The organism is Nonomuraea sp. NPDC051941, assembly GCF_044593615.1.
On the sequence record NZ_JBIUCF010000044.1, the window covers coordinates 106,211 to 129,024 of the forward strand.

Genomic DNA, 22,814 nt, shown 5'->3' on the forward strand with positions numbered 1-22,814 from the left:
CCGTAAACGGGTGGCTTCTCACTACGCCCCTCGGGCGTAGTGGAGGACCAGCCCGGCCCTCAAGACGTTCTGCGCTCCGACGACGTCGGCGTTCGCAGTGTAACCGCACCGGACGCACCTGAAGTCGGCCTGGCTGATGCGGTTCTCGCCGCCGACGTGCCCGCACTCGGGGTGCGGGCAGGTGCGGGAGGTGTTGCAGGGGTTCACCGCGATCACGTGCCGACCAGCGCTTTCAGCCTTGTTGGTGAGGATCGTCAGGAACACCCCCCAACCCGCGTCCAGAATGCTCTTGCTGAGTCCGGCCTTGGCCGCGGCCCCGTTGGGCAGAAAGGTTCCCCTCTGCGCAGGGTCCGGCTTCGGGGCAGGACTCTTGGTCATGTTCGCGATGTTGAGGCCCTCGACCGCGACGAAGTCGGCGTTCCGCACCAGTCTCAGGGCGGTCTTGTGCGCGTGATCAGTCCGCTGACGGGCGACCCTGCGGTGAATCCGCCCGATCTTCTGTGCGGCCCTCTTCCGCCGCTGGGAGCCCCGCTTGGTCCGGGCATACGCCTGCTGGACCGTCGCGAGTTCGGCGGCGGCAGTCTTGAGGTAGCGGGGGTTCTCGATATGCCCATCGTCGTCGGTCAGCCCGGAAAGTGGTTCGCTGATGGTGGCGAAGTGGACGACGCCCATATCGACGCCGATCTCCCGCCCGGTGGCCGGCAGCTGCTGGGCGGGCACCTCGTCGCAGGACAGGATGATGTACCAGCGCCCGGCTTCGCGCTTGACCTCGACCGTCTTGACCCGACCGGCCACCGCGCGGTGCTGGTGGACCCGCACGTGCCCGATGCCCTGTATCCGGACGTAGGTCGCCAAGGAGCGCTGGGGTTGGGAGTCCCACTTCGCGCCGTCGCCCTCGACTAGGGTGACAGTGTCGAACCAGCCCTTGCCCTTGAACCGGGGGTAGCCCGGCCTCTGCCCGGCCGTGACTCGGCGGAAGAACGCGGCGAACGCCTTGTTCAGCCGCCGCAAGGTCTGCTGCTGGCTGGTGAACGACCACCGCCCCTGCCCGTCCGGATCATCGGAGCGGATTTCCTTGAGCTGGGCGGACTGGTCACCGTAGCGGATGCTCACCTTCGCCCGCCGGTATGCCTCACGGCGTTCCTCCAGCGCGGCGTTGTATAGCACTCGGTGATCTTCGAGCATCGCGATCAAGGCGATTTCCTGGTGCCGGGTCGGCCGCAGCACGAACTTGAACGACCTACGCACGGCTCACCGCCCCCGGTTTGGGGGCTTTGTCGTCCGGGGGTCTCGGTGGAGCGCTGCACGATCGCGGCCGAGACCACGCCACCGCACCCACCGAGGCCACAAAGGAGGACCGCGACCACACCATGGGCAACGCGGAGCGCAGGTGCGAGCACTCCGCCCGGAGCACGTGCGCGGTGTAACCCTTGAACTGGTCGGTCACATACGACGGCGAGTTCTTCGGGTGCGGTTTGAAGAACAGATGCTCGTGATCGGGCATCGCCTCAAGGGCGTCGATCTCCCCGTCGCGTTCGGCCGCCTTGGTACGGATCAACTTCTCCAGGGTCTTTATGCTGCCGCCCAGGACACGGCGGCAGTACCTGGGGCACCACACGTGGTAGCCCAAGTCGTACGCCGCCCCTGGAGAGATCCGCACCTGACGGGTCACACGATCATTATAAGAACTGATGTTCACATAATTCCAGGAGACGGCAAGCAAGGGTTCCAACCTGTGAGTTCATGCACGGGCGCGCCCCAGCGGGCACTCCAGCTGGGCATTCCCCCTCGTCTGAAGGCGACAGTCCCCTGCCTTCGACATAATCGGCGCATGGCAGACCCCGTCGAGATAGCCGACCACGACCCGGCCTGGCACGAGGAGTTCGCCAGGATCGGTGAGGCCCTGCGCCGGCGGCTCGGCGACGTGGCACCGCGGATCGATCACATCGGATCGACCGCGGTGCCCGGCCTGGCGGCCAAGCCGGTGATCGACGTCCAGGTGTCGGTGCGGTCGTTCGAGCCGCCGGAGGCGTTCAGGTCGCCGCTGGAGAGCCTCGGCCTGGTGTACCGGGCGGACAATCCCGACCTGACCAAGCGCTACTTCCGCGAGGCGCCGGGCGAGCGCCGCACGCATGTGCACGTACGCGTGCTGGGCAGCTTCGCCCAGCAGCTCTCCCTGCTCTTCCGCGACTACCTGCGCGCCCACCCCGGAGCAGCGGCCGAGTACGCGGCGGTCAAGCGGCGTCTCGCGGCCGAGTTCCGGCACGAGCGGCACCGATACGTCGAGGCGAAGCGGCCGTTCATCTGGGACACGCTCCGCCAGGCCGACGACTGGTCTCAGATCACCGGCTGGACGCCGGGCCCGAGCGACGCGTGACTCAAGGGCTGGTCTCGGTCTCGCGTACGTCGTCGTACTCGACGGCGTAGTCCTGCTTCGACCGGTCCTTCAAAGCGAACGCCGCAACCACGCTGATCAGCGCACATATCGCCATATAGACGGCTATGGCGAACGAGCTCTGGTACGTCGCGTACAGCCAGACCGCGATCAGCGGCGCGGGCCCGCCCGCCGTCACCGAGGCCAGCTGGTAGCCGAGCGAGGCCCCGCTGTATCGCAGCCGCCCGGTGAAGCTCTCGGCGATGAATGTGGCCTGCGGGCCGTACTGGATGTCGTGAATGGGCGCCGCCAGCACGATGGCCAGCAGGACCAGCGAGGGGACGCGGGTGTCCAGCAGCGGCCAGTAGACGAACGACCAGACCACCATGGCCGCGGAGCCGATGATGTAGAGCTTGCGGCGCCCCACGATGTCCGAGACGTATCCCCAGAAGGGCACGGTGAACAGCGACACGATCCCGGCGGCGATGACGTACGGGTAGATGTCGCCGGCCTTGAACCCCAGGGTCTTGGTGGCGTACGTGAGGATGAAGACGGTGAAGATGTAGAACGGCGCCTGCTGCCCGGTCCGGAGCAGCGCGCTCAGCACGATCTCCCGCCAGTTCCTGACGATGACCTCGCGTACGGGGACGCGTTCGACCCGGTTCTCCTGGAGGACCTTGGTGAAGACCGGCGTCTCCAGGATGCCGAGCCTGATGTAGAGGCCGACGCCGGCCATCACGATGCTGAGCAGGAACGGGATGCGCCAGCCCCAGTCGGGGTCGAGCGGCTGGAACACCTCGAGTGCCAGGTAGCCGAGCACGAGCCCGACGGGCACCCCGAACTGCGGCCAGCTCCCCAGGAACCCCCGCCGCCCGCCGCGCGACTTCCCCCACTCGGTGGCCAGCAGCACGGACCCGCCCCACTCACCGCCGACGCTGATGCCCTGCAGCAGCCGCAGCACGGTCAGCAGGATGCCGCCCCAGATGCCGATCTGCTCGTACGTCGGCACCAGCCCGACCAGCGCGGTGGCGATGCCCATGCTCACGAGCGTGATGATGAGCGTGGCCTTGCGGCCGATCCGGTCGCCGTAGTGCCCGAAGATCGCCGCCCCGATCGGGCGGGCGGCGAACCCTCCGAAGTAGGTGCCGAGAGACAGGAGCAGGCCCGTGGTCGGGTCGCTCTTGGGGAAGAACAGCTCCGCGAAGATCGTGCTGGCGGCGAAGCCGTAGAGGAAGAAGTCGTACCATTCGATCGAGGTCCCCACGGCGGAGGCGATCACCGCCCTGACCAGTTGCCTTCTCGTCTGCTGCTGACCTGTCGCGTCGAGTCGCTGCTCCTCGGCCATCTACCGCTCCTCGGTAGGTCTTACCTTTCCCGCGACGTTACATGACGCAACATTGGCGGTCACGAGGGTGCTTTCAGAAGTATCTAGGGGCCAGGTCCGTGGTGGGCCACGTCTTCACGGTGCCGATCGCCTCGCCGAGGATGGGGTCGATCGCGTCGAAGTCGGGCGTGCCCTCCTCCTCCCTGCGGTTGAAGATCGCGCAGTAGCTGACGCCGTTCTGCACCCGCGCGAGGAAGCTGAACGTGCCGGGCATGCTGCCGGTGTGCCAGGTGTTCAGCCCTCCGGCGTTGTTGTTGCGCACGTTCCAGCCGAGGCCGTACCAGGAGCCGCCGGCGGTCACGCCGGTCTCGGGCTTGGCGAAAATCCGGGAGATCGACGTGGAGTTGAGCACGGGCCCGGCGGCGTCGAAGACGAAGCCCCACTTGACCAGGTCGACGGCCGAGGCGAGCCAGCCGCCGTTCGCGTCCTGGTTGGGCATGTTGAACCCGCCGTAGGGGTACGGCACGACGGCGCCCGACTGGTCCACGACGCTCTTGTTGGTGTACTTCGAGGCGTAGGTCACCTCGGTGGAGAAGGCCTCGGAGCGGAGGCTGCGGCCGAGCCGCGGCCGGGTGATCCCGGCGGGGGCGAGGAGCTTCTGCCGCACGTACGACTCGTAGCTCATGCCGGAGACCTTCTCGATGATCCGCCCGGCCAGCATGTAGCCGTAGTTGCTGTAGACGAACTTCGTGCCCGGGTCGAAGTCGAGCTTCCTCGCGGTGACGTACTTCATGATGTCGGCGTGGTCGATCGGCAGCGGCGCGTCCAGCGACGCGGAGATCGTGGCGTCGTTCCACAGCGGGTCCTTCGACACGTTCCTGTCCCAGCCGCCGAGGTGCTGGAGCAGGCGCCACAGGGTGACGTTCGCCAGCCGGGGGTCCGCCGTGGTGGACAGCCCCAGCACGGTGGCCACCTTGGCGCCCAGGGTCAGCTTGCCGTCCTGGACCAGGCGGACGATCGCGGCCGCCGTGAGGCTCTTGCTGAGGCTCGCGACCCGGAACAGGGACGTCGGCTGCACCCGCACGATGGGGGCGCCCGTCTTGGAGTAGAACCCGTAGCCGCGCGCGAGCAGGATCTTGCCGTTCTTGGCGACCGCGAGCTGGGCGCAGGAGATGTCCCGTTCCGTGATGAACGTCTTCATCGCCTTGTCGAACCCGGCCATCGCGCTCGGCACGACACCGGTGGTCAGCGGCTCGGCCACGGCGGCCGACGCGGGACGCGCCCCGAGCGCGATCGCCGGCACGGCACCCGCGCCCGCCTGGAGAAGCCGTCGGCGGCTGAGTGTGGTCACATTTCCCCCTATTGTCACAAAAGCCTCAAGAGTAGCCTTCGGCGGGCCAGGTGGTCAGCGGCGGGCCAAGATGGTCGGCGACGCATTCAGACGGCCGCTGCAACGTGGTCGGCAGCGCCCCAGGCAGCCGCTGAACCGTGGTCGGCGGCGCGCTCAGGCGGCCTCTGCCGCGCGGAAGGTCTTGAGCGCCTCGGGGCCGAAGTAGGAGCCGTAGCTGGTGGTGCTGTTGCGCAGCGCGTGGGTGGAGATCTGGTAGCCGGTACCAGTGATCTTGTTGAAGCTCTGGAACCACGGACCGCCGCTGGAGCCCCCGCCCATGTCGCACAGGAACGCGTACTTCATCCCGTACGCCGGGGTCACCGAGGCGCCGCTGCAGTACTGCAGCGTCTGTCCACCGTTGCCGTTGCTCGGATAGCCGAGCAGCAGGTTGGATGAGCCGACGGCGGTGGAGTTGAACCTGAGGCCCTGGCCGCCCACGGTCTGCACGACCGTCTTGCTCTTCACCGGCTTGACGACCAGCATGCCGAAGTCGAACGGCGGCTGGTGAGCGCCGTTCTTGTAGTAGCCGGACCAGATGTACATGGTCCGCGCCACGAACTTGCCGTAGGGCGCCGCGCCGTTCTTGTACGCCGGGACGAAGACCAGGTTGGTGCTCCACCGGCCCTCGCCGTCGATCATCGCGTGCCCGACGGTGACGACGACGTCCCCGTCCGCGCTGGTCACGACGTTGCCGGAGGCCACGAAGTCCCTGCCGTTGCCGCCGGTGCCGAACACCTTGCCCGCCGTCTTGGCGATGAGGCCGCCGGACTTCCACGTCCGCTGCTTGGCCGCCGAGGTGGCATACGGGGTGACCCAGCGCATCGTGTCCTTCGAAGGGGTGGGTGCGATGTCCACCTGCTCCTGCGCCGCGTACGGCGTCGCGCTCCTGGTCGCGCCGCTCCCCGCATCATCGGGGGCGGCAAGCGGCCGGGCGGCCCGCATCCGCTCGGGCGTCCAGTAGTCGTTTCCGGCCGCAAACGTCGTCGGGACCTGGTGCGCGAGCGGCGCATCCGCCGCCTTGTCGTCCGGGGGCTCGGCGACGGCGGCGTGGGTACCCAGCCCGAGCATCAAGGTGGTCAAGCCGACGATGGGCAAGGTACGCATGGGGCCTCCGTGACAAACGTGACGGAGAAGATTTACCACACCTGTCACGAAAATGGACAATCGTCACAGACCACCCAGCCCACCGGCACCCGCCGACCTGACAACATCGGCCGCTCTGTCGGTGCCGCGCTTCATACTCGCCAGCAAACACCGTTCTTCCGGGAGGGACCCATGGCGAGGGGATCCAGGCGGGGCAACAGGCGGCGCAAGTCGAACGGCATCGACGATCTTCGAGTGATGGGACTGGCGGGAGCCGTCGTCGCGATCGTTTTCGTGGTCTACTTCATCACCGAATATCCGGGATGGGCGATGGCCACAACCGTCGTCCTGATCGCGGCCCTGAGCGGCGGGCTCTTCCTGCGGCACCGGGTCATCCAGGCCCGCCGCCTGCAGTTCCTCGCGGCCAACGCGGCCCTGGAGAAGGTCGACCTCATGACCGGGCCGCAGTTCGAGCAGCTGGTCGCCGAGCGCATGATCGCCCAGGGGTTCCGCCGGGTGCGGATCCGGGGCGGCGCCGGGGACGGCGGTGTGGACATCACCGCCGTCGCGCCCGACGGCACGCGCTGCGCCGTCCAGTGCAAGCGCTACAACAAGAGCGTCGGCGCACCGGCGGTCCGCAACTTCCTCGGAGCCCTGGCCAACGCCTTCACCGGGCACACCGGCGTGCTCATCACCTCGGGGCGCCTCACCCACCCGGCCCGTCAGGAGGCGACCGACGCGCGCCAGAGGCTGCTGCTCGTCGAGCGCGACCTGCTCGCCGATTGGCTGACCGGGAGGTTCGCGCTGCTCGCCAAGCCAACCCGGCTGGTCGAAGGCGACGAGCCGGCGACCTGAAGCCGGCGCCGTTGGTCGAAGGCGACGTACTTGGCGACCTGAACAGCGGCGAGCCGGGTGGTCAGCCGGAGCCGCCGCTCGTCACGGAGACGAAGCCGGAGCCGGCGCGGTAGTTGGGGGACTGGTGGCGGAAGTAGGTGTTGTAGACCTCGCAGTAGCGCCCCCCACGGGCCAGCAGGGTCGCGTGGTCGCCCTCCTCCACGATCCGCCCGTGGTCCAGCACGATGATGCGGTCGACGTGCTCGATCGTCGAGAGCCGGTGCGCGATGACGATCGAGGTCCGCCCGGCCAGCACCAGGTCGAGGCCCTCCTGGATCTGGGCCTCGGTCAGCGGGTCGACGCTGGCCGTGGCCTCGTCCAGGACCACGATCGCCGGGTCCTGGATCAGCAGCCGGGCCAGCGCGACGAGCTGCCGCTGCCCCATCGACAGCGCCCGCCCGTGCTCGCCCACGTCCGTCTCCAGCCCGTGGGGCAGGGCCTCGATCCAGTCGCCGCCGCCCACCGCGGCCGCCGCGGCGCGTACCTCGTCGTCGTCCGCCTCCGGCCGCGGATAGCGGATGTTGTCGGCGACGGTGCCGCTGAACAGGAACGGGGCCTGCGGCACCGCGCCGATCTGGCTGCGGTAGGCGCCCAGCTCAAGAGTGCGGATGTCGCGCCCGTCGATCAGCAGGAGGCCTTCCTGGAACTCGTAGAACCGGGTGATCAGCTTGCTGAGCGTCGACTTCCCGGCGCCGGTGTGGCCGACCAGCGCCACCGTCTCCCCGGCCTCGATGCGCAGGTCGAAGTCGCGCAGCACGGGGCTGGCGGCGTCGTACCCGAAGGTGACGCCCTGGAACTCGATGCGCCCGGCCAGCCTGCCCGGCGGCTCGGCGGCGCTCTGCACCACCCGCGGCGGGGCGTCGATCAGGGCGAAGACCCGCTCGGACGCGGACAGCCCCTGCTGGAACTGGGACCAGAACGCGGCGATGGACGTCAGCGGGAACCAGAAGAGCGACACGCCCTGCAGGAACAGGTACCAGTCGCCCGCGGACAGCCCGCCGTCGAGCACCTGCGCGCCGCCCAGCCGGACCAGGCCCACGGTCGCGAGCCCGGCCACCAGGAAGAGCACGGGGAAGATGGTGGAGAAGACGAACCCCTGCCGGAGCGTCACCTGGTAGCTCTGCCGGTTGATCGGCCGGAACTCGTCGTAGACCTGCTGCTCCTGGCGGAAGTTCTTGGCGACCGCGATGCCGCCCATGGTCTCCTGCAGGTTGGCGTTGACCCGGCCGAGCGAGCGCTGCGCCCGGCGCGTGCTGATCCTGGCCAGCCGCCGGAACATCAGCGCCAGGCCCACCACGATCGGCACCACCAGCAGCGTCAGCAGGGCCAGCTCGACGCTGCGCACGAACAGCAGGACCGTGACGAAGCCGACCATCAGCACCTGACTGATCAGGTCCATCGTCAGCGTGGACACGGTGGCGAAGTCGTCGGTGTCGGACGTCACCCGGCTGACGATCTTGCCGGACGGGGTCTCGTCATAGAACGACAGGTCGCGCGCCAGCACCGCGTCGAACGCGTCCTCGCGCAGCTGGAGCACCACGTCACCGGTGACCTGCGCGCTGTATTTCTGCCGGATGAAGTTGAACACCCACGAGAGCACCCCGGTGACCAGGATCCCGCCCGTGAGCAGCCAGCCGACCGAGCCGATGGTGCCGTCGGAGACCGCGTCGACGGCCAGGCTGCCCAGCGCCGGCACGGCCGCCTGGCTCGCGGACAGCAGCACGATCATGGTGGCGACCAGGGCCATCGACCCCAGCCTGGGCCGGAAGTACGACATGATGCGGCGCAGCAGGGCACGGTCGCTGTAGGTGCGGTCGTAGTCCTCGGCGTCGAGGCCGTCCATGATGAAGCCCATCAGCGCACCCCTCCCTGCTCCGCGGCCAGCACCCCGTCCACGTCGCCGTCACCGTCCAGCTCGACCTCGTCGTAGTGCGCGAAGATCCGGCGGTAGAGCCGGCTGCGCGCGATCAGCTCGTCGTGGGTGCCGAAGTCGACCACTTCGCCGCGTCTGAGCAGGAGCACCTTGTCCGCCCACCGGATCTGCGAGAGCCGGTGGGTGATCAGCAGCGTGGTGCGCCCCTCGAGGATGCGACCGATCGCCTGCTGGATCCTGTCCTCGGTGGCGGAGTCGATGGCGCTGGTCGAGTCGTCGAGCACGAGGATCGCCGGATCGGTCAGCAGCGCCCGCGCGATGGCCAGCCGCTGCCGCTGCCCGCCGGAGAGCGTGACCCCGCGCTCCCCGATCACGGTCTCGTAGCCGTCGTCCAGCTCGGCGATGAACTCGGCGGCCTGGGCGTCCTCGGCCGCCCGCACCACGGCCTCGTGATCGGCCCGCTGCCCCAGGCTGAAGGCGATGTTCTCGGACACGGACCGCGAGAACAGCACAATGTCCTGCTCGATGGTGGAGATCTGGGACCGCAGCGAGTCGAGGTCCCAGTCGCGCACGTCCACGCCGTCGACGAGGATCCGGCCGGACGTGACGTCGTAGATCCGCGGCACCAGCTTGGTCAGCGTGCTCTTGCCCGACCCGGTCTCGCCGACGATCGCCACCGTCTCCCCCGGCCGTACGGTGAACGTCACCCCGCGCACCGCCGGCTCCTCGTCGTCCTCGTAACCGAACGTCACGTCCTCGAAGACGAGCTCCCCGCTGATCGGCGCGGCATGCCCCTCGGCCCGCTGCTCGATCTCGCTGTCGGAGGTGACGACGCTCAGGATCCGGCGCGAGGACACGATGCCGATCTGGATCAGGGAGAACGTGAAGATCGACATCTGCGTGGGGAACCCGAGCTGGCCCATGAGCCCCATGAACGCCACCAGCTCGCCGATGGTGATCGCCCCGATGCCCTGGAGGTAGAGGCCGTGCCACAGCGCCCCGGCCATGGCGAAGGAGAACAGCAGGGTGGGCAGGTAGCGGGCCTGGACCAGCCCGTTGCGTACGAAGAGGTCGCGGTAGAGCCGCGCGTCGGCGCGGAAGCGCCGCCGCTCCTGCGCCTCCTGCGCGGTCACCTTGATCACCTCGATGCCGCGCACGGCCTGGTTGAGCCCGGCGTTGAGGTCGCCGAACTGCTCGCGCATGCGCGTGGCCACCGGGTTGAGCTGCCGCATGTAGTGCCAGAGCGCCACGGTGAACACGACGGCGAACAACCCGGGCGACAGCAGCAGCCGCGGGTCGATCGCCCCGATGAAGAAGATGGGCACCAGCCCGGTGAGCCCCGAGTCCACGATCAGGTCGACCCCGGGCGTGATCATGATGGAGAGCTGCCGGATGTCGTTGGCGGCCCGGGCCATCAGATCGCCGACCCGCTGGCGGTTGTGGAAGGTCTGGCTCTTGCCGAGCAGGCTCACGTAGAGCTCGTCGCGCGCGTCCCGCTCAAGGCGCTTGGCCAGCACCTCGCTCGACAGCCTGGCCACGAGGTCGAACAGCCCCCGCGCCAGCACGATCGCCAGCAGCGCGAGCGCGATGAAGCCGAGCGCGTCGAGCGGCTCGCCCGGCCGCCCCAGCACGGCGTCGAAGGCATCGCCGGTGAACAGCGGCACCATGGCGTTGAGCACCACCATGACCAGCGACCCGCCGAGGAACCCGAGCAGGTGCGCCGGATGCCGGCGAAGATGGGACCAGAGCCAGCGCACCGGGCCGCGCCGGTTGTAGCTCGGGCCGGAGACAGAGAACTCCGAACTGCTGGTGGTCACTGGCAGGCCCTCCCCCGGGCGCGAGCACGCGAGTATCGAACCTGCTTTCTATCACCGGGCACCGACAGTTTCCCAGTCCATTTTCACCGGGCCCAGGCCGACGCGCGGGCGACCCCAAATGAAAGGTCCGATATCCGCCGTCGTCCCGCCTCCCGTTCGGGCCAAGATGAGCGCCATGATCGAACATCCCCCTGGTCAGGCGTACGAGATCCGTGGCGGCTGGCACATCTGGGTCGAGCAGCACGGGGACGGCGACGCCGTGGTGCTGCTCGCCGGACTGGGCCCCGCGGGATCGCATGTGATCTTCCACCCGCACTTCGACGCCCTGGCGGCGGACCACAGGGTGATCTACGTCGACCTGTTCGGCCGCGGCCGCTCCGGCCGTCCTCGGCACCTGTCCGAGATCACCTTCGCCGATGACGTCGCCGACGTGGCCGCGCTGCTCGAGCAGCTGGGCCCCGCCCACCTGTACGGCTTCTCGTACGGCGGGCTGGTCGCGCAGGCGATCGCCCTCGACCACCCCGCCGTGGCGCGTACCGTCACCCTGGCCAACACCCTGCACAGCCCCGAGATGTGGCACCTCAACCACGCCAACATCAACCGTGAGCTGGCCACCCAGCTCCCCGAGGTGTGGGAGCGGATCCAGGAGCTGCGGCTGGACGGGCTGCGCTCCACGGACGAGCCGCTCAGGCGGGAGTTCGCCAAGGCAGCGGCCCTGGTCCGCTTCTACGACCCGGCCAACGCCGCCCTGCTGGCCGACGAGCCCGGCGCCAGGAACCAGGAGCTTTATCCGATCTTCTGCGGCGACGACGTCGATTTCGTGATCGGGGGTGAAGTGGCCAGGATCCCCGACTTCCGGCCTCGGCTCAAGGAGATCCGCGTTCCCCTGATGGTGCTGGCCGGCCGCCACGACCGGGCACTGCACCCGGCGTTGCAGCGCGACTTCCGGCGCTTCGCGCCCCAGGCCCGGTTCCACATGCTGGAGCGCAGCGGCTCGTTCGGCCACGTTGAGGAGACGGAGACCGTCCACTCGCTGCTGCGGGACTTCTGGTGGCAGGCATGACCGTCATGACGGAGACGTCCGGGCGTACGGCCCGCCGGAGCTTCGGGCTGCTGTGGGCGGGGCAGTCGTTGTCGCTGTTCGGGGACCAGTTCATGACGCTGGCGCTGCCGCTGCTCGCGGTGACGGTGCTGGGCGCGACGCCGGCGCAGGCCGCGTTGCTGCCGTTCGCCATGTTCCTGCCCTTCCTGCCGCTCGGCCTGCCGGCCGGCGCCATCGTGGACCGGTTGCCCCGCCGTACCGTCATGCTCGTCTGCGACGGCGTCCAGGTGGTCGCGTTCGGCGCGATCTGGGTGACAGCGGTCACCGGCGTGCTCAGTTTCCCCCTGTTGTTCGGGCTGGTGCTGGTGAGCGGTTGCGCGGTGGTGTTCTTCCAGGTCGCCTACACCTCGTACCTGCCCGGGCTCTTCCCTGACCCGGGCGAGCTGCACACCGGCAACACCCGCCTGGCGCTGTCGGAGTCGACCGCGAAGGCGGTCGGGCCGATGGCCGCGGGGCCGGTCATCGGGCTGCTCGGCGTGGCCGGCGCGCTCCTGGCCAACACCGTCAGTTTCGCCGCCTCGCTCGTGGCGCTGGTCGCGATCCGGCACCGCGAGGCGCCGCCCGCCGTCACCGTGCGGGAGCGGGGCTGGGTACGGCGCGACGTGGCGGCCGGGCTCAGGTTCGCGCTCGGGCATCCGGTTCTGGAGCCGGTCCTCGCCTGCGGCACCGTTTACGTGCTGTTCCTCTCCATGGTCGAGACCAGCCTGGTCCTGTACTGCCGCAACGTCCTGGGACTGTCGCCGCAGTGGATCGGGATCGTGGTGGGCGCCGCCGCGGCCGGCTACCCGATCGGCAACCTCGCCTCGGCCTTCCTCATCAGGCGTCTGGGCAGTCCGCGCGCGCTCATGCTCGCCGCCACCGTGTCGGTGCTGGGCATCGTGGCCATGCCCGCGCTGGGGGCGGCGCACGGCAGCCTGGGAGCCGCCGGCCTGGTCATCGGCAGTATCGTGCACTGCGTGGGCGAGGGTGCGTTCAGCCCCATCTCGCTGACCCTCCGCCAGACCCAGACCCCGCCCGAACTCCTCGGCCGGGTGTCCGCCGTCCAGCGGTTCCAGTTGTGGGGAGCGGTCGCGCTCGGCGCCCTGCTCGCCTCCGCGGCCACGGCGCTCGCCGGGCTGGAGTCGACGGTGTGGATCGGCGCGCTCGGCACGATCCTGTGCCTGCCCGCTCTCCTGCGCCGCGGCATCCGCACCGCCGTGCTCACCCGTTCCGTCTGATCCACGCCACGAGTACAAAACACCCGGGGCAGGTCAGCGCCTGCGTTTCTTGCCGTGACCGGAACGGCGGCCGCGCGCCCCCGGCCGGGGTCCCTCGACGAAGCGAAGCGTGCGGGAACGGGCACGCAACGGCTCGGCCACCAGCCTGCGCAGCTCGTCCATGCCGATCGTGGCGGGATGACCGGATTGCGTCACCGCCTCGATGATCTGTGGCGCCTCCCTGCCCGCCATCTGGCCGAGCTGCGTCACGACCTCCTCCGGGCCGGCCAGCTCCAGCAGGTTGAGCAGGCCTTCGGTCATGAGCAGGAGTTGCTCGGAGGAGGACAGATCGTCGGGTCCCACGGCTCGGGTGTCGTGCAGCAGGGTGATGGCGATGGGGCCGAGCACGCTGTCCCCGCGCAGGCGCGTGAGGAGCGACCGGCCGTCGGGACGAGCCTCCACCAGCGTGCTCAGCATGACGGACGCGCGGGTGCGGAACGGGCAGGCCCGTATGGCGTCCAGCAACGGCTCGACGTCCCCGCCGTGTGCGGCGAGCCAGCTTTCCAGCTCCGTCGCGGCCTCCTCCGGCGGGTAGTGCTCCGCGAGCACGCCGAGCAGCTCGCCCGGCGCGGCCTCCGCCAGCTCTCCCACAAGCGGCGCGTCCCGGCCCTCGGCGAGCATCCGCTCGCGCACACCCCGCAGGCCGAGCGGGGTCAGGCTCACGAGCAGGCCCGGCTCGGTGAGCACGGCACGCAGCCGGGCCCGCGCGTCGGGCGGCAGGGGTTGCTCTTCGTCGTCATCGCCCAGGTCGCTGAGGTAGAGGGCGTCGGCGAGGCCATGGCTCAGCTCCACCGCGCCGAGCTCGGCCAGGGTCTCCAGCGCCGCGACCAGGTCGTCGTCGACCTTCCGCCGCTGCGGGTTCTGCGGCCCATCGTCCAGCATCAGGTATTCGCGGCAGGCCAGCCAGACCGTCTCCTGGAGGCGGGCCACGGGGACCCCGTCCGAGAGGCCGTACACGCTGTTCAGCACGTCCGCCATCACCTCGTCGAAGACCCTCGCCAGCGGCGACCGGACGTCCCACCCCGAAGCGGAGGCGCCGGTCACCGGACCTTCGAGGTCGAAGAAGACCTCGAAGGCCCGCGACCACAGCCGTTCCGGGTCACGCAGCAGGGGCGCGGCCTTGGCCACCCGTAGCAGGCGGCCTTTGCTCACACGGACCAGGCGGGCGGCCTTCGCCCATTCGAAGAGGAGGTGAACCTTGGGCATGTGCGCGGCGCTGCGGACCTTGAGGTCCTGCTCGCCGGTGCCGAGGAGCTCGGCCAGCTCGCGGGCGTCGGCCACGCGAAGGTTTCCGGCGCTGGTCAGCGGCCGGCCCTCCGTTCCGACCCAGTCGGCCAGCGCCGCCAGCCTCCGTACGGTCTCGCTTCGCGCCGCGGCGGCGGCGATCTCCGGCGCGGGCGGCAGGACGATGGGCGGCTGGGGGAATGCCCGCTCCTCGTCGGGCCCGCGTCCGAAGAAACGTGCCTCCGCCACCTTGCCGAGCGCGTCCGCGTCGTACGCCACCCGCCCCGCGTCGACATCGCGCTGGAACTTCGTCAGGGCCTTGTGGTCGCTCGGGTCGACACCGTTGTCGATGGCCACCTGCGCCCAGAACCTCGCCAGCCCTTGGCGGTACGGGTCCGCCAAGGCCGCCGGATATTCCTTCACGGCCTCGGCCACGGCCTTCTCCAACTCGGCCGTCGTGGCTCCGCGCGGGTCGCGGATGCCGGTCGCGTCGAGGTAACGCAGCAGCGTGATCAGAGTTTCCGGGGCGGCGTCGAGGTCCTCCCGGGGTGCGGCGACGTACCGGGGGATCCACTCCAGCAGGAACCGGCGCACCTGCGCGGCATCCCAGAAGGCCAGCCGTCCGTCTCTGCTGCGATGGCGGGAGTCCAAGGCCGCCGTCAGCACCAGGTCGTCGGCGGCCAGGCCGCGGTCGTCGGCCCAGTCCAGGCAGCGGCGGATCAGCAGGTCCTTGGCCGCCTCGAACTCCTCTTCCCGGTCCGGCTCGAAAAAGGTCCGCATGATTCCCCATGGTGGTTCCGGCAGCCCCGGAGGCTCGAAGCCGCGCGGGCCGATGACTCTCCATGATGATCCATCGGCCCGCTGTACGTGCTCGGACTGTGGTCTGAGTTCCTCAACAACCTGCCGCCGCGAGATGGCACGAGGATGGGCAATCGGGCGGGCAGCGTGAGATTCGGCTCCTGCGCCAAACGGATCGAATCTGTCACCACTCGATGCCACACTGTGACGGTGACCAGACCCAGGTACTTCAACACCACAGGACCGTGCGACCCCCGGCTCCACTACGTGCTGCCGTCGCAGCCCCGGCTGCCGCAGGCGCGCCAGTTGATCGACCTGGATCGCTTCTTCGTGATCCACGCTCCGCGTCAGTCGGGCAAGACGACCGTGCTGCATTCCCTGGAGCATGAGCTCACCAAGGAAGGCGCCGCCGTGGCGGTGACGATCTCCTGCGAGGAGGCCTCCGTGGCGGGCGACGACTACGAGGCCGCGGAGTTGATCCTGCTGGACGAACTCCGGTGGAGCACCAATTCGGCGCCCAACCCCTGGCCTGAGGCCCCTCCGGGCAAACGGCTGGGCGCCGCCCTCCGGGCGTGGGCAGCCCAGTGCGAGCTCCCGCTCGTGTTGCTCATCGACGAGATCGACGCGCTGTACGGCGAGAGCCTGATCGCGGTCCTGCGGCAACTACGCCGCGGTCACAACAATCGCCCCAAAGGCGTTCCGTTCCCCAACTCCGTGGTGTTGTGCGGACTGAGAGACGTACGGGACTACAAGATCGCCTCAGGCGGCGACCCCGCCCGACTCGGCGCGATCAGCCCCTTCAACATCGCGGTCAGGTCGCTTCGCCTGGGCGACTTCACCCCGGAGGACGTCAGGGAGCTGTACGGCCAGCACACCGCGGAGACCGGGCAGGAGTTCACCAAGGAAGCCATCGCAGCGGCCTTCGAATTCACCCGCGGACAACCCTGGCTGATCAACGCGCTGGCTTGGGAGATCACCTGGGAGATGCGGGTCCCCCCAGAGGAGCCGATCACTGCCGGGCACATGGAGCAGGCCAAAGAGCGACTCATCCGTGACCGCGCTACCCACCTGGATTCTCTCGTCGCCAAGCTGCACGAACCCCGGGTCAAGCGAGTGCTCGAACCGATGCTCGCAGGCACGCCGGTCGACCACGACGAAAGCTTCGAGGACGACTTCTCCTACGTGCGTGACCTCGGCCTGGCGGCCCTGGGAAAAGTGCTCGAAATCGCCAACCCCATCTACCGCGAGGTCATCCTGCGCGTACTGGGTAGCGGTGCGGAAGCCATCATCCGGGAAGATTCGCGGTCTTTCGTCTTCCCCGACGGCCGTCTGGACCTGCTCAAGCTGCTGCGTGAGTTCACCGCCTTCTGGAAGCAGCACGGCGAGACCCTGGTCCGGGGCGCCGCCTACCACGAGGCCGCGTGCCAGATCATCCTCATGGCCTACCTGCACCGGATCGTCAACGGCGGCGGCTTCCTCGACAGGGAGTACGCCGCGGGCACCGGTCGGCTGGACGTCTACCTGCGCTGGCCGTACGGCGAGGGGCAGGTGCAGCGGGAGGCCATGGAGCTCAAGGTGTGGCGGCCCGGTAAGCGGGATCCGGTGGACGAAGGGCTCGCGCAGCTCGACCGCTATCTGGACCGGCTCGATCTCGACGCCGGTTACCTGGTGGTCTTCGATCGCCGTCCCGAGGCGTCGCCGATGGAGGACCGCGTCCGGTTCGACCAGGACCGCACCCCGGCGGGGCGGCAGGTCACCGTTCTGCGGGCCTGAAGGCATTGCAGCGGGCGACATTCCTTCTGAGCAGGCGACCCAGCTCACCACACGGGGCCACGGGCCGGCCGTCCCGTGGCCCCATGCTCATTTGAGGGGTCAGCAGCCGCCCCGGTTGTAGACCCTGAACGTGTTGCTCCACCTGCCGACGTACTTCGACTCTCCCGGTGCCACGCAGAAATAGGTGTTTCCGCCCAGCAAGTAGGTCACGAAGATGTTCTCGCCGGCCCCGGAGCAGTTCTTGTACATGGCCGCGTCGCCGTCCCGGTACAGGCCGCAGGCAGATGCCAGGTGGCTGCGCTCGTTGACGCCGGCGGTCGCCGGGGTGGCGGTGAGCAGCGTGGCGCCGATGGCCGCGAGGACGGTCAGGAGGGTGACCGGGGACGAGTTCTTGATGGTGACTGGCATGGTTCGGGCTCCTGTTCTGATTGGTCGACCGCCCTGGATCGCTGCGCGGCGGGGCGTCAGGCTCAGGAAAGCCACCCCGGTCAGGTGTCCAACAGAGGCCCGGACGGACTCGTCCGAAATCGGTCCACGCGCCGGCCAGGCCCGGACAGCACCAGCCAGGTTCCGGCTAGTATGTCCAGCCAAGTAATGGATCACGTACTTGGAGTAATTTTGAGCCAAGACGACGCATCACGTATCCACCGGCTGTCAGCGATCAGAGCGCTGGGCGACGCTCTCGTCGATGACGTCGCGGGCACCTCCCCCGTGTCGCACCTGGCCGAGGTCAGCGACTTCCCCTCGAACATGCGCATGGGCCCCTGGGCCATGGGAGTGCTCGGATGGCCCCTGACCAGCGAACACGACAAGATCGTCGGTTACGCGGAGAGCATGGTCCTCAACACGATCGAGGCCCTGCACGACCATCGGGACCGACTGCACACGGTCGCCAGCAACATCCAGACCGTGGAGAACAGGAACGAGGCCAATGTCCGGCGGCTTTAAGATCCCCGTCCCCGGCGGGACCCCCGACCCGTTCCAGCCGGGTGACGAGGGCGGCGACCTCAAGCGGATGCAGTACTCCACGCTCGGCATGTACGCGTTCGCTGCCCTGATCTTTCCCGTGTTCGAGCGGGTGGTGGTCGCGTACGGGCTGTCGGTCCCGTCCGACCCGCAGGTGATGCACAGGGCCGCGGACGGCTGGAGCGCCTTCGGAGACGGTGTGTACGCGGCGGGCGCGACGGCGCGGGAGCAGCACGACAGCGTGTCCCAGGCCAGCTGGCAGGCGCCGGAGCGGGAGCTCTACGGGCAGCGGGTCGCCGGCTACGCCATGGAGTCGGACACCGCGGCCGACTCCGCCCACAGCCTCTCGTGGATGCTCAGGGTGCTGGCCAACCTCTGGACGCTGTACATCTACCTTCACGTGGGCATCGCGAGCCTGGCCATGGCCACCCTGGCCAAGGCCCTGCTCGCCGGTCCGGGAAGGGTGTACTACGCGTGGGAGGCGCTGTCGCAGGCGATGACCGCCGAGAAGCGGGTCATCGAGCTGCGCAACTTCACGCTCAGGACCGTGCTCGGCCTGGCCCTGAAGTACGGTGCCGCCTGGATGACCGAGCGCACCCTCACGGACGGCCTCAAGCCGCAGTACGCGGCGGGGCGCTCCCAGGAAGCCTGAGGCCGGCCAGGACGCTCAGTAGCCGAGCTTCCTCCGCATACGATCCAGCTCACCCATCGCGTCACCCATCATCCGGTCGAAGGCCTGCTGCGCCTCCGCGACCTTCGCCCGGGCGGTGTCGGGGTCGCCCAGGGCGCGGTCCAGTCCTCCGCCGAACGCGCCCGCCATGATCGCGGACAACTGGCGCTGGAGGTCGGCGTCGGCGTCGCGGATGGCCGCGAGGATCGCCGCGGACATCTCGTGCACGCTCATCCGCTTCGCCCTCGGATCGATGTCCAGCCGGCTCACCCCGCCCTGCGCGGTGCACTCGACCGCGATGAGACCGTCGGCGGCCGTCGCCCGCCCGACCGCCGCCGCGGCCCCTTCCTGCGCCGCGGCGAAGTCGGCCACCCGTTTCTCGGAATCCCGCAGGAACGCCTCGGCGTCGATGTTCGCGAAATTACCGAGCGGGTCGTCCACGTGCGGTCCTCCATCCACGTACGTTCGTCCGGATGGTCATAGCACAGCTCCGTTTCGTAGTGATTTCCTGGCGCTCGGGAGTCCGGATCGCGTACCCCTGACAGCACGTCGTTGGAGCACCAGTGCCCAGATCGTGGACAGGAGCGCGAAAGCCCCGAGGGTGGCGAAACCGGCCCCCGCGCTGGTGTGATCGGTGACGGTGGCCACGAGCAGCATGACGATGATGGTCGCGGCGAGCCCGCCGCCGTTGGCAAGACCGAATACCCGGCCTATGTCCGTACGACCGGCCCGGGCCATCAGCAGATTCCGTGAGGAGATCCTCGCCTGGCCGAAGACGAACGCGCCCATGGGGACCAGCGCGGCCAGTCCGGCGACGCCCAGTTGCCCCTGAGTGACGATGAGCAGGCTGCACGCGAAGAAGCCCGCCACGGCGATGCGCAGATCGGAGTACCGCTGGGCGAACAGCCGGTATCCGGCGGCGGCGGCGAGGAAGCCGAGGCTGCCCAGGGCGTCGATGGCCCCGAAGGTCCCCGCGCCGCGATTGAGCTCGACCAGGACGTACATCGGCAGGAGGGCGTTGAAGACGGTGACCACGACACTGCCCTGCGCGTACAGAAGGATCAGGCTGCCCATCGGAAGCGGCGGCCGATCCGGGCCCGCGGCCTCCACCGGCTCGTCGGCGGGCCCGCCGACGAGCCGGGTACGGCCGACGGCGGTCACGCAAAGAGCGGAAACGGCGAACGTGGCCGCGTTGAAGACGAGCAAGGGGACGGCGCCGAAGACCTGGACGGCGAGCCCGCCGACGGTGGCGGACAGCAGCATCCCGGCCTGAGTGGCCATCTCGTAGCGGCCGTTGAACCGGCGCAGGACAGTGCCGCCGGGGACCCGTTCCTTGATCAGCGCCGCGCTCGCCGGCACGAAGATCGCGCTGACCAGGGCAAGCGCGAAGTTCGCGGCGTAGATGCCGGCCTCGGTCGCACCGCCCGCGACCAGCCACAGCGGCAGGCCGAGGGCCACGATCGCGCTCACCGTGTCGCAGGCGATCCACAGGAGGCGGCGATCCAGGCGGTCCGCGAGTCGTCCCAGATACGGGGACAGGACGGCCTGCGGCAGCGCGACGGCGATGAACAACCAGCCCACGGCCATCATGGTCTGCTGCTCCCGGGCCAGCAGCAGCGCCCCGGTGATGAGCTGGACGTTGTTGCCGAGCGCGGTGGTGAAGGCCGCGGCGATCAGCAGTCGCATGGTCGTGCGATGGGGGATCTGAACGGGCATGCGCACAGTCTCCGCATCATCACTGACACCGAATGTCAGTGATGATGCGGGCATGCTCCACGCGACCCGACGCGGTGTCCGTCTGCCTGATACGTTCCCGTAGGCAACTTGTATAGCTGCTTGACACCGTGGCCGCCCAGGCCTGTTACTGGGCCTATCCGTATCAAGAGGGATATCCAAGGTGCCAGGATGGGCGCAAAAGGCAAGGCGACCGAAGTTGTCGGTTTACTCGCTGTGGCACTTCTGTCGATGGCCGTACGACCTCTCGCAAGTCATGCCGACATCATCATCACTCTCGAAAAGGCCGACCAGCCTCGGATAAAGCGGCCGGTTCTTGATCGGATAAAAGCGTCGGCGCGGCGCGGTGGCATTACCCTCGCCCAAGCGATAGACAGGTACGCGGCCAGGAACCCGCGCATGACCGCGGACACGCCGGACGGCCCCGTGACGTATCCCGACGTCCTCATCGACGATCTGCCGTTGGTGGAGCTCATCGACCTGCGACTCGCCGCCAAGAGCCTGGGCATGTCCTACGAACAGGCCATCGACCGATACGCCTGGCAGCCCAGACTCAACGAGATCGGCGAGCGACTCCTTCGGACCCACCCCGGAGAGCTCTCCGGGCTCGCCCTCGTGGACGGTGCCATGAAGGTCCGCATCGGGTTCAAGAACGAGGTGCCCGACGAAGCCGTGACACTGGCCAGGACGCTGCCGGTCGAGGTCGAACTCCAAGGCCGTAAGGGATTCTCGGAATCAGAGCTGGTAGAGGTCATGGAAGAAGCCCATGATTCGCTGCGCGCACGGCCGGAGGTACGCCAGGTTCAGGGCCGATATGACATAGACACAGGTCGCATAACCCTCGGCGTGCGTTTCAACGAGGAAACCAAGAAAAACATGGTGGCCGATCTCCAGCTGCCCCCGCCGACCAATCCAGCCATCAGCATAAAGCTCGAATCAGGCATCGGCGCACAAATGATTCCGGAGGACAGATACCTGCGGGGCGGCGGCCATCTCAAACGGCCTGGCGATTCCCGCTCCGGCTGCACCTCGGGGTTCAACCTGGTCTCCGTCACCAGCGTGACCGTTCGAACCGCCGCGTCCGCCCGCCACTGTGCGTTGAGCACACTCATCTACAGCAATCACTCCGTCCAAGGTGGCTCGACGACCATCTCCCGCGCGGCGGTCGCCGCGAACTACGACCTCGCCCGGCTCACGTCCGGCAGCATGATCACCACCCGGACGTTCTACTCCGACTGGCAGAGCAGCCGGTATGTCGACAGCGTGGGGACGAGCCCCTTCCGCGGACAGCTCATCTGCAAGTTCGGAATCAGCACCGGGGCAGGCTGCAGCACCGTCAAATTGATCAACGAGTTCATCGACGACCCCGACGGGCGACCCGTCAGAGGGCTGGTCGTGATGGCGGCGCGTATCACCGAACGTGGTGACAGCGGCGGGCCATGGTATTACGGGGGCACGGCCTGGGGATTCCACCAAGGCACCTACAGCCCCAACCGCCTGGAGGCCAAGACCTCGGCTTTCACCCCTGCGTATCTCGTGCCTACCGCCCTTGGCGCGCAGTGGAAGATCTATCGACGATGACGGGATCGGCATCGCTCAGGATCCGGGTGGTGCTCGCGGGCGTGGCTTTCGCCGCCACCGCGTGCGCCGCCGGCGACACCGTTCAGGTCATCGGCACCGATCCGATGATCGTCGTCCATGACTTCTCGTCCGGCATGCAGATGCAAGTGGAGGCCACGCTGGCCTACGATCCGCGGAGCAAATGCCTGAGACTGGATTTCCGTAGCGGTCCCAGCATGCTGCCGGTGTGGCCGAGGGGCACCCGCCCGCTGATCCATGACGGGAAACGCGGCGTGCAGGCCCCTACCGCGGGACGCATAGTCGAGGGTGACACGATCATCGCCGGAGGCGGATCGGCCGACTGGGCATCGAATCGGCCCGGAGGCGTCAAACTACCGCCCGATTGTCTCCCCGCGGAGCGGGATTTCAGCGTCTTCGTCATCAACGCGGACGACCCGATCACCGTTGATTCACGGTGAAGTCGCGACGAGGCGGTCCAGGGGTGTGGTGGGCAGGGCGATCCAGCCCTCGGTGGTCGCCGCGCCCGTCTGCTCCCCCGTCGGTACGGCGACCAGGCCGAGGGCGGCGGCGCGGGCGGCGAGGGCCGACACGACGGCGTCCGTGACGTGGTCCGAGGCCCGGCAGAGGGGCTCGTGTTCGCCCAGATCCAGCCATGGCACCGCCTCCTGGAGCCGGTCCACGAGGTGGCCCAGCTCGGCGAGGTTGGCGGTGCGCTTGTAGCCGCGGTGCGGCAGGCCATCGCCAACGTTGTGCAGGTCTTCCTCTGAGGTTCGACGGCGCCTCACTCATCGTCCAGCAGGTCGTACAGGTCCAGGCCGCTCTGCTCGGGAAGCAGGGCAGGTGATGGGCACACGAGGGGTTGTTCGGTCCAGATGCACTTGCCGGTGTCGGTGTAGCGGGTGCCCCAGCGATGGGAGATCGCGGAGACCAGCTGGAGCCCGCGGCCGCCCTCGTC

21 protein-coding genes are annotated in these 22,814 nt (G+C 68.7%); 9 read left to right on the forward strand and 12 right to left on the reverse strand.

Annotated elements, in window-relative coordinates:
* Positions 1 to 21: 21 nt before the first annotated feature.
* Together ACIHFD_RS50360 and tnpA are read right to left on the reverse strand one after the other, a co-directional pair.
* The gene (locus ACIHFD_RS50360; protein WP_397372974.1) at positions 22 to 1,248 is read right to left on the reverse strand and encodes an RNA-guided endonuclease InsQ/TnpB family protein; all 1,227 of its coding nucleotides are present in this window, start codon (positions 1,246 to 1,248) and stop codon (positions 22 to 24) included.
* Positions 1,241 to 1,672 carry an IS200/IS605 family transposase gene (gene tnpA / locus ACIHFD_RS50365; protein WP_397372975.1) on the reverse strand — a complete coding sequence of 144 codons (432 nt, stop codon included), beginning with the start codon at positions 1,670 to 1,672 and terminating at the stop codon, positions 1,241 to 1,243. The genes ACIHFD_RS50360 and tnpA overlap by 8 nt, the downstream gene beginning before the upstream one ends.
* Positions 1,673 to 1,831: 159 nt before the next feature.
* Between tnpA and ACIHFD_RS50370 the strand changes: the two genes are divergently transcribed.
* A complete protein-coding gene (locus ACIHFD_RS50370; protein ID WP_397372976.1) occupies positions 1,832 to 2,377 on the forward strand; it encodes a GrpB family protein in 546 nt (181 codons plus the stop codon).
* A 1-nt stretch (position 2,378) separates the two neighbouring features.
* Here the strand turns inward: ACIHFD_RS50370 and ACIHFD_RS50375 are convergent, their stop codons facing one another.
* The 3 genes from ACIHFD_RS50375 to ACIHFD_RS50385 form a co-directional block, all read right to left on the reverse strand.
* Positions 2,379 to 3,719, reverse strand: a complete 1,341-nt coding sequence (locus tag ACIHFD_RS50375; protein WP_355197786.1) for an MFS transporter — start codon at positions 3,717 to 3,719, stop codon at positions 2,379 to 2,381.
* A 73-nt stretch (positions 3,720 to 3,792) separates the two neighbouring features.
* Positions 3,793 to 5,049, reverse strand: a complete 1,257-nt coding sequence (locus ACIHFD_RS50380) for a serine hydrolase domain-containing protein (RefSeq protein ID WP_397372977.1) — start codon at positions 5,047 to 5,049, stop codon at positions 3,793 to 3,795.
* A 153-nt stretch (positions 5,050 to 5,202) separates the two neighbouring features.
* Positions 5,203 to 6,192 carry a trypsin-like serine peptidase gene (locus ACIHFD_RS50385; protein ID WP_397372978.1) on the reverse strand — a complete coding sequence of 330 codons (990 nt, stop codon included), beginning with the start codon at positions 6,190 to 6,192 and terminating at the stop codon, positions 5,203 to 5,205.
* A gap of 171 nt (positions 6,193 to 6,363) precedes the next feature.
* Between ACIHFD_RS50385 and ACIHFD_RS50390 the strand changes: the two genes are divergently transcribed.
* Complete coding sequence (locus ACIHFD_RS50390) at positions 6,364 to 7,026, forward strand: restriction endonuclease (RefSeq protein WP_397372979.1); 663 nt, start codon at positions 6,364 to 6,366, stop codon at positions 7,024 to 7,026.
* Between the two features lie 61 nt (positions 7,027 to 7,087).
* Here ACIHFD_RS50390 and ACIHFD_RS50395 read toward each other — a convergent pair whose 3' ends face one another.
* Both ACIHFD_RS50395 and ACIHFD_RS50400 read right to left on the reverse strand, forming a co-directional pair.
* Complete coding sequence (locus ACIHFD_RS50395; protein ID WP_397372980.1) at positions 7,088 to 8,920, reverse strand: ABC transporter ATP-binding protein; 1,833 nt, start codon at positions 8,918 to 8,920, stop codon at positions 7,088 to 7,090.
* Positions 8,920 to 10,755: an ABC transporter ATP-binding protein gene (locus tag ACIHFD_RS50400; protein WP_397372981.1), complete on the reverse strand. Its 1,836-nt coding sequence runs from the start codon at positions 10,753 to 10,755 to the stop codon at positions 8,920 to 8,922. The genes ACIHFD_RS50395 and ACIHFD_RS50400 overlap by 1 nt, the downstream gene beginning before the upstream one ends.
* A gap of 175 nt (positions 10,756 to 10,930) precedes the next feature.
* Here ACIHFD_RS50400 and ACIHFD_RS50405 point away from each other — a divergent pair, with 175 nt between their 5' ends.
* The gene (locus ACIHFD_RS50405) at positions 10,931 to 11,818 is read left to right on the forward strand and encodes an alpha/beta fold hydrolase (RefSeq protein WP_397372983.1); all 888 of its coding nucleotides are present in this window, start codon (positions 10,931 to 10,933) and stop codon (positions 11,816 to 11,818) included.
* Positions 11,815 to 13,074 carry an MFS transporter gene (locus ACIHFD_RS50410; protein ID WP_397372984.1) on the forward strand — a complete coding sequence of 420 codons (1,260 nt, stop codon included), beginning with the start codon at positions 11,815 to 11,817 and terminating at the stop codon, positions 13,072 to 13,074. The genes ACIHFD_RS50405 and ACIHFD_RS50410 overlap by 4 nt, the downstream gene beginning before the upstream one ends.
* Before the next feature lie 33 nt (positions 13,075 to 13,107).
* Here the strand turns inward: ACIHFD_RS50410 and ACIHFD_RS50415 are convergent, their stop codons facing one another.
* Positions 13,108 to 15,117, reverse strand: coding sequence for a hypothetical protein (locus ACIHFD_RS50415; protein WP_397372985.1), 2,010 nt, complete (start codon positions 15,115 to 15,117; stop codon positions 13,108 to 13,110).
* A gap of 228 nt (positions 15,118 to 15,345) precedes the next feature.
* Between ACIHFD_RS50415 and ACIHFD_RS50420 the strand changes: the two genes are divergently transcribed.
* On the forward strand, positions 15,346 to 16,908 hold the full coding sequence (locus ACIHFD_RS50420; RefSeq protein WP_397372986.1) for an ATP-binding protein: 1,563 nt from the start codon (positions 15,346 to 15,348) through the stop codon (positions 16,906 to 16,908).
* Between the two features lie 99 nt (positions 16,909 to 17,007).
* Here ACIHFD_RS50420 and ACIHFD_RS50425 read toward each other — a convergent pair whose 3' ends face one another.
* The gene (locus ACIHFD_RS50425; protein ID WP_397372987.1) at positions 17,008 to 17,316 is read right to left on the reverse strand and encodes a DUF6355 family natural product biosynthesis protein; all 309 of its coding nucleotides are present in this window, start codon (positions 17,314 to 17,316) and stop codon (positions 17,008 to 17,010) included.
* A gap of 210 nt (positions 17,317 to 17,526) precedes the next feature.
* Here ACIHFD_RS50425 and ACIHFD_RS50430 point away from each other — a divergent pair, with 210 nt between their 5' ends.
* A complete protein-coding gene (locus ACIHFD_RS50430; RefSeq protein WP_397372988.1) occupies positions 17,527 to 17,856 on the forward strand; it encodes a hypothetical protein in 330 nt (109 codons plus the stop codon).
* On the forward strand, positions 17,840 to 18,526 hold the full coding sequence (locus ACIHFD_RS50435; RefSeq protein ID WP_397372989.1) for a hypothetical protein: 687 nt from the start codon (positions 17,840 to 17,842) through the stop codon (positions 18,524 to 18,526). The genes ACIHFD_RS50430 and ACIHFD_RS50435 overlap by 17 nt, the downstream gene beginning before the upstream one ends.
* 15 nt (positions 18,527 to 18,541) lie before the next feature.
* Here ACIHFD_RS50435 and ACIHFD_RS50440 read toward each other — a convergent pair whose 3' ends face one another.
* Together ACIHFD_RS50440 and ACIHFD_RS50445 are read right to left on the reverse strand one after the other, a co-directional pair.
* Positions 18,542 to 18,985 carry a YbaB/EbfC family nucleoid-associated protein gene (locus tag ACIHFD_RS50440; RefSeq protein WP_397372990.1) on the reverse strand — a complete coding sequence of 148 codons (444 nt, stop codon included), beginning with the start codon at positions 18,983 to 18,985 and terminating at the stop codon, positions 18,542 to 18,544.
* Between the two features lie 36 nt (positions 18,986 to 19,021).
* Positions 19,022 to 20,260 carry an MFS transporter gene (locus ACIHFD_RS50445; protein WP_397372991.1) on the reverse strand — a complete coding sequence of 413 codons (1,239 nt, stop codon included), beginning with the start codon at positions 20,258 to 20,260 and terminating at the stop codon, positions 19,022 to 19,024.
* A gap of 189 nt (positions 20,261 to 20,449) precedes the next feature.
* On the opposite strand from ACIHFD_RS50445, the gene ACIHFD_RS50450 reads away from it, so the two are divergent.
* Both ACIHFD_RS50450 and ACIHFD_RS50455 read left to right on the forward strand, forming a co-directional pair.
* Positions 20,450 to 21,859, forward strand: coding sequence for a hypothetical protein (locus tag ACIHFD_RS50450; protein WP_397372992.1), 1,410 nt, complete (start codon positions 20,450 to 20,452; stop codon positions 21,857 to 21,859).
* Positions 21,856 to 22,317, forward strand: a complete 462-nt coding sequence (locus tag ACIHFD_RS50455; RefSeq protein ID WP_397372993.1) for a hypothetical protein — start codon at positions 21,856 to 21,858, stop codon at positions 22,315 to 22,317. The genes ACIHFD_RS50450 and ACIHFD_RS50455 overlap by 4 nt, the downstream gene beginning before the upstream one ends.
* Here the strand turns inward: ACIHFD_RS50455 and ACIHFD_RS50460 are convergent.
* The gene (locus tag ACIHFD_RS50460) at positions 22,309 to 22,644 is read right to left on the reverse strand and encodes a hypothetical protein (RefSeq protein ID WP_397372994.1); all 336 of its coding nucleotides are present in this window, start codon (positions 22,642 to 22,644) and stop codon (positions 22,309 to 22,311) included. The two genes, ACIHFD_RS50455 and ACIHFD_RS50460, sit on opposite strands and share 9 nt — an antisense overlap.
* Between the last annotated feature and the right edge of the window lie 170 nt (positions 22,645 to 22,814).

What these genes read in the sequence shown, in the direction of transcription:
- ACIHFD_RS50385 (WP_397372978.1), bottom strand. Translation starts at nt 6,192, where the DNA reads ATGCGTACCTTGCCCATCGTCGGCTTGACCACCTTGATGCTCGGGCTG.
- ACIHFD_RS50390 (WP_397372979.1), top strand. Translation starts at nt 6,364, where the DNA reads ATGGCGAGGGGATCCAGGCGGGGCAACAGGCGGCGCAAGTCGAACGGC.
- ACIHFD_RS50405 (WP_397372983.1), top strand. Translation starts at nt 10,931, where the DNA reads ATGATCGAACATCCCCCTGGTCAGGCGTACGAGATCCGTGGCGGCTGG.
- ACIHFD_RS50415 (WP_397372985.1), bottom strand. Translation starts at nt 15,117, where the DNA reads ATGCGGACCTTTTTCGAGCCGGACCGGGAAGAGGAGTTCGAGGCGGCC.
- ACIHFD_RS50425 (WP_397372987.1), bottom strand. Translation starts at nt 17,316, where the DNA reads ATGCCAGTCACCATCAAGAACTCGTCCCCGGTCACCCTCCTGACCGTC.
- ACIHFD_RS50445 (WP_397372991.1), bottom strand. Translation starts at nt 20,260, where the DNA reads ATGCCCGTTCAGATCCCCCATCGCACGACCATGCGACTGCTGATCGCC.
- ACIHFD_RS50375 (WP_355197786.1), bottom strand. Translation starts at nt 3,719, where the DNA reads ATGGCCGAGGAGCAGCGACTCGACGCGACAGGTCAGCAGCAGACGAGA.
- ACIHFD_RS50370 (WP_397372976.1), top strand. Translation starts at nt 1,832, where the DNA reads ATGGCAGACCCCGTCGAGATAGCCGACCACGACCCGGCCTGGCACGAG.
- ACIHFD_RS50435 (WP_397372989.1), top strand. Translation starts at nt 17,840, where the DNA reads ATGTCCGGCGGCTTTAAGATCCCCGTCCCCGGCGGGACCCCCGACCCG.
- ACIHFD_RS50410 (WP_397372984.1), top strand. Translation starts at nt 11,815, where the DNA reads ATGACCGTCATGACGGAGACGTCCGGGCGTACGGCCCGCCGGAGCTTC.
- ACIHFD_RS50450 (WP_397372992.1), top strand. Translation starts at nt 20,450, where the DNA reads ATGGGCGCAAAAGGCAAGGCGACCGAAGTTGTCGGTTTACTCGCTGTG.
- ACIHFD_RS50455 (WP_397372993.1), top strand. Translation starts at nt 21,856, where the DNA reads ATGACGGGATCGGCATCGCTCAGGATCCGGGTGGTGCTCGCGGGCGTG.
- ACIHFD_RS50395 (WP_397372980.1), bottom strand. Translation starts at nt 8,920, where the DNA reads ATGGGCTTCATCATGGACGGCCTCGACGCCGAGGACTACGACCGCACC.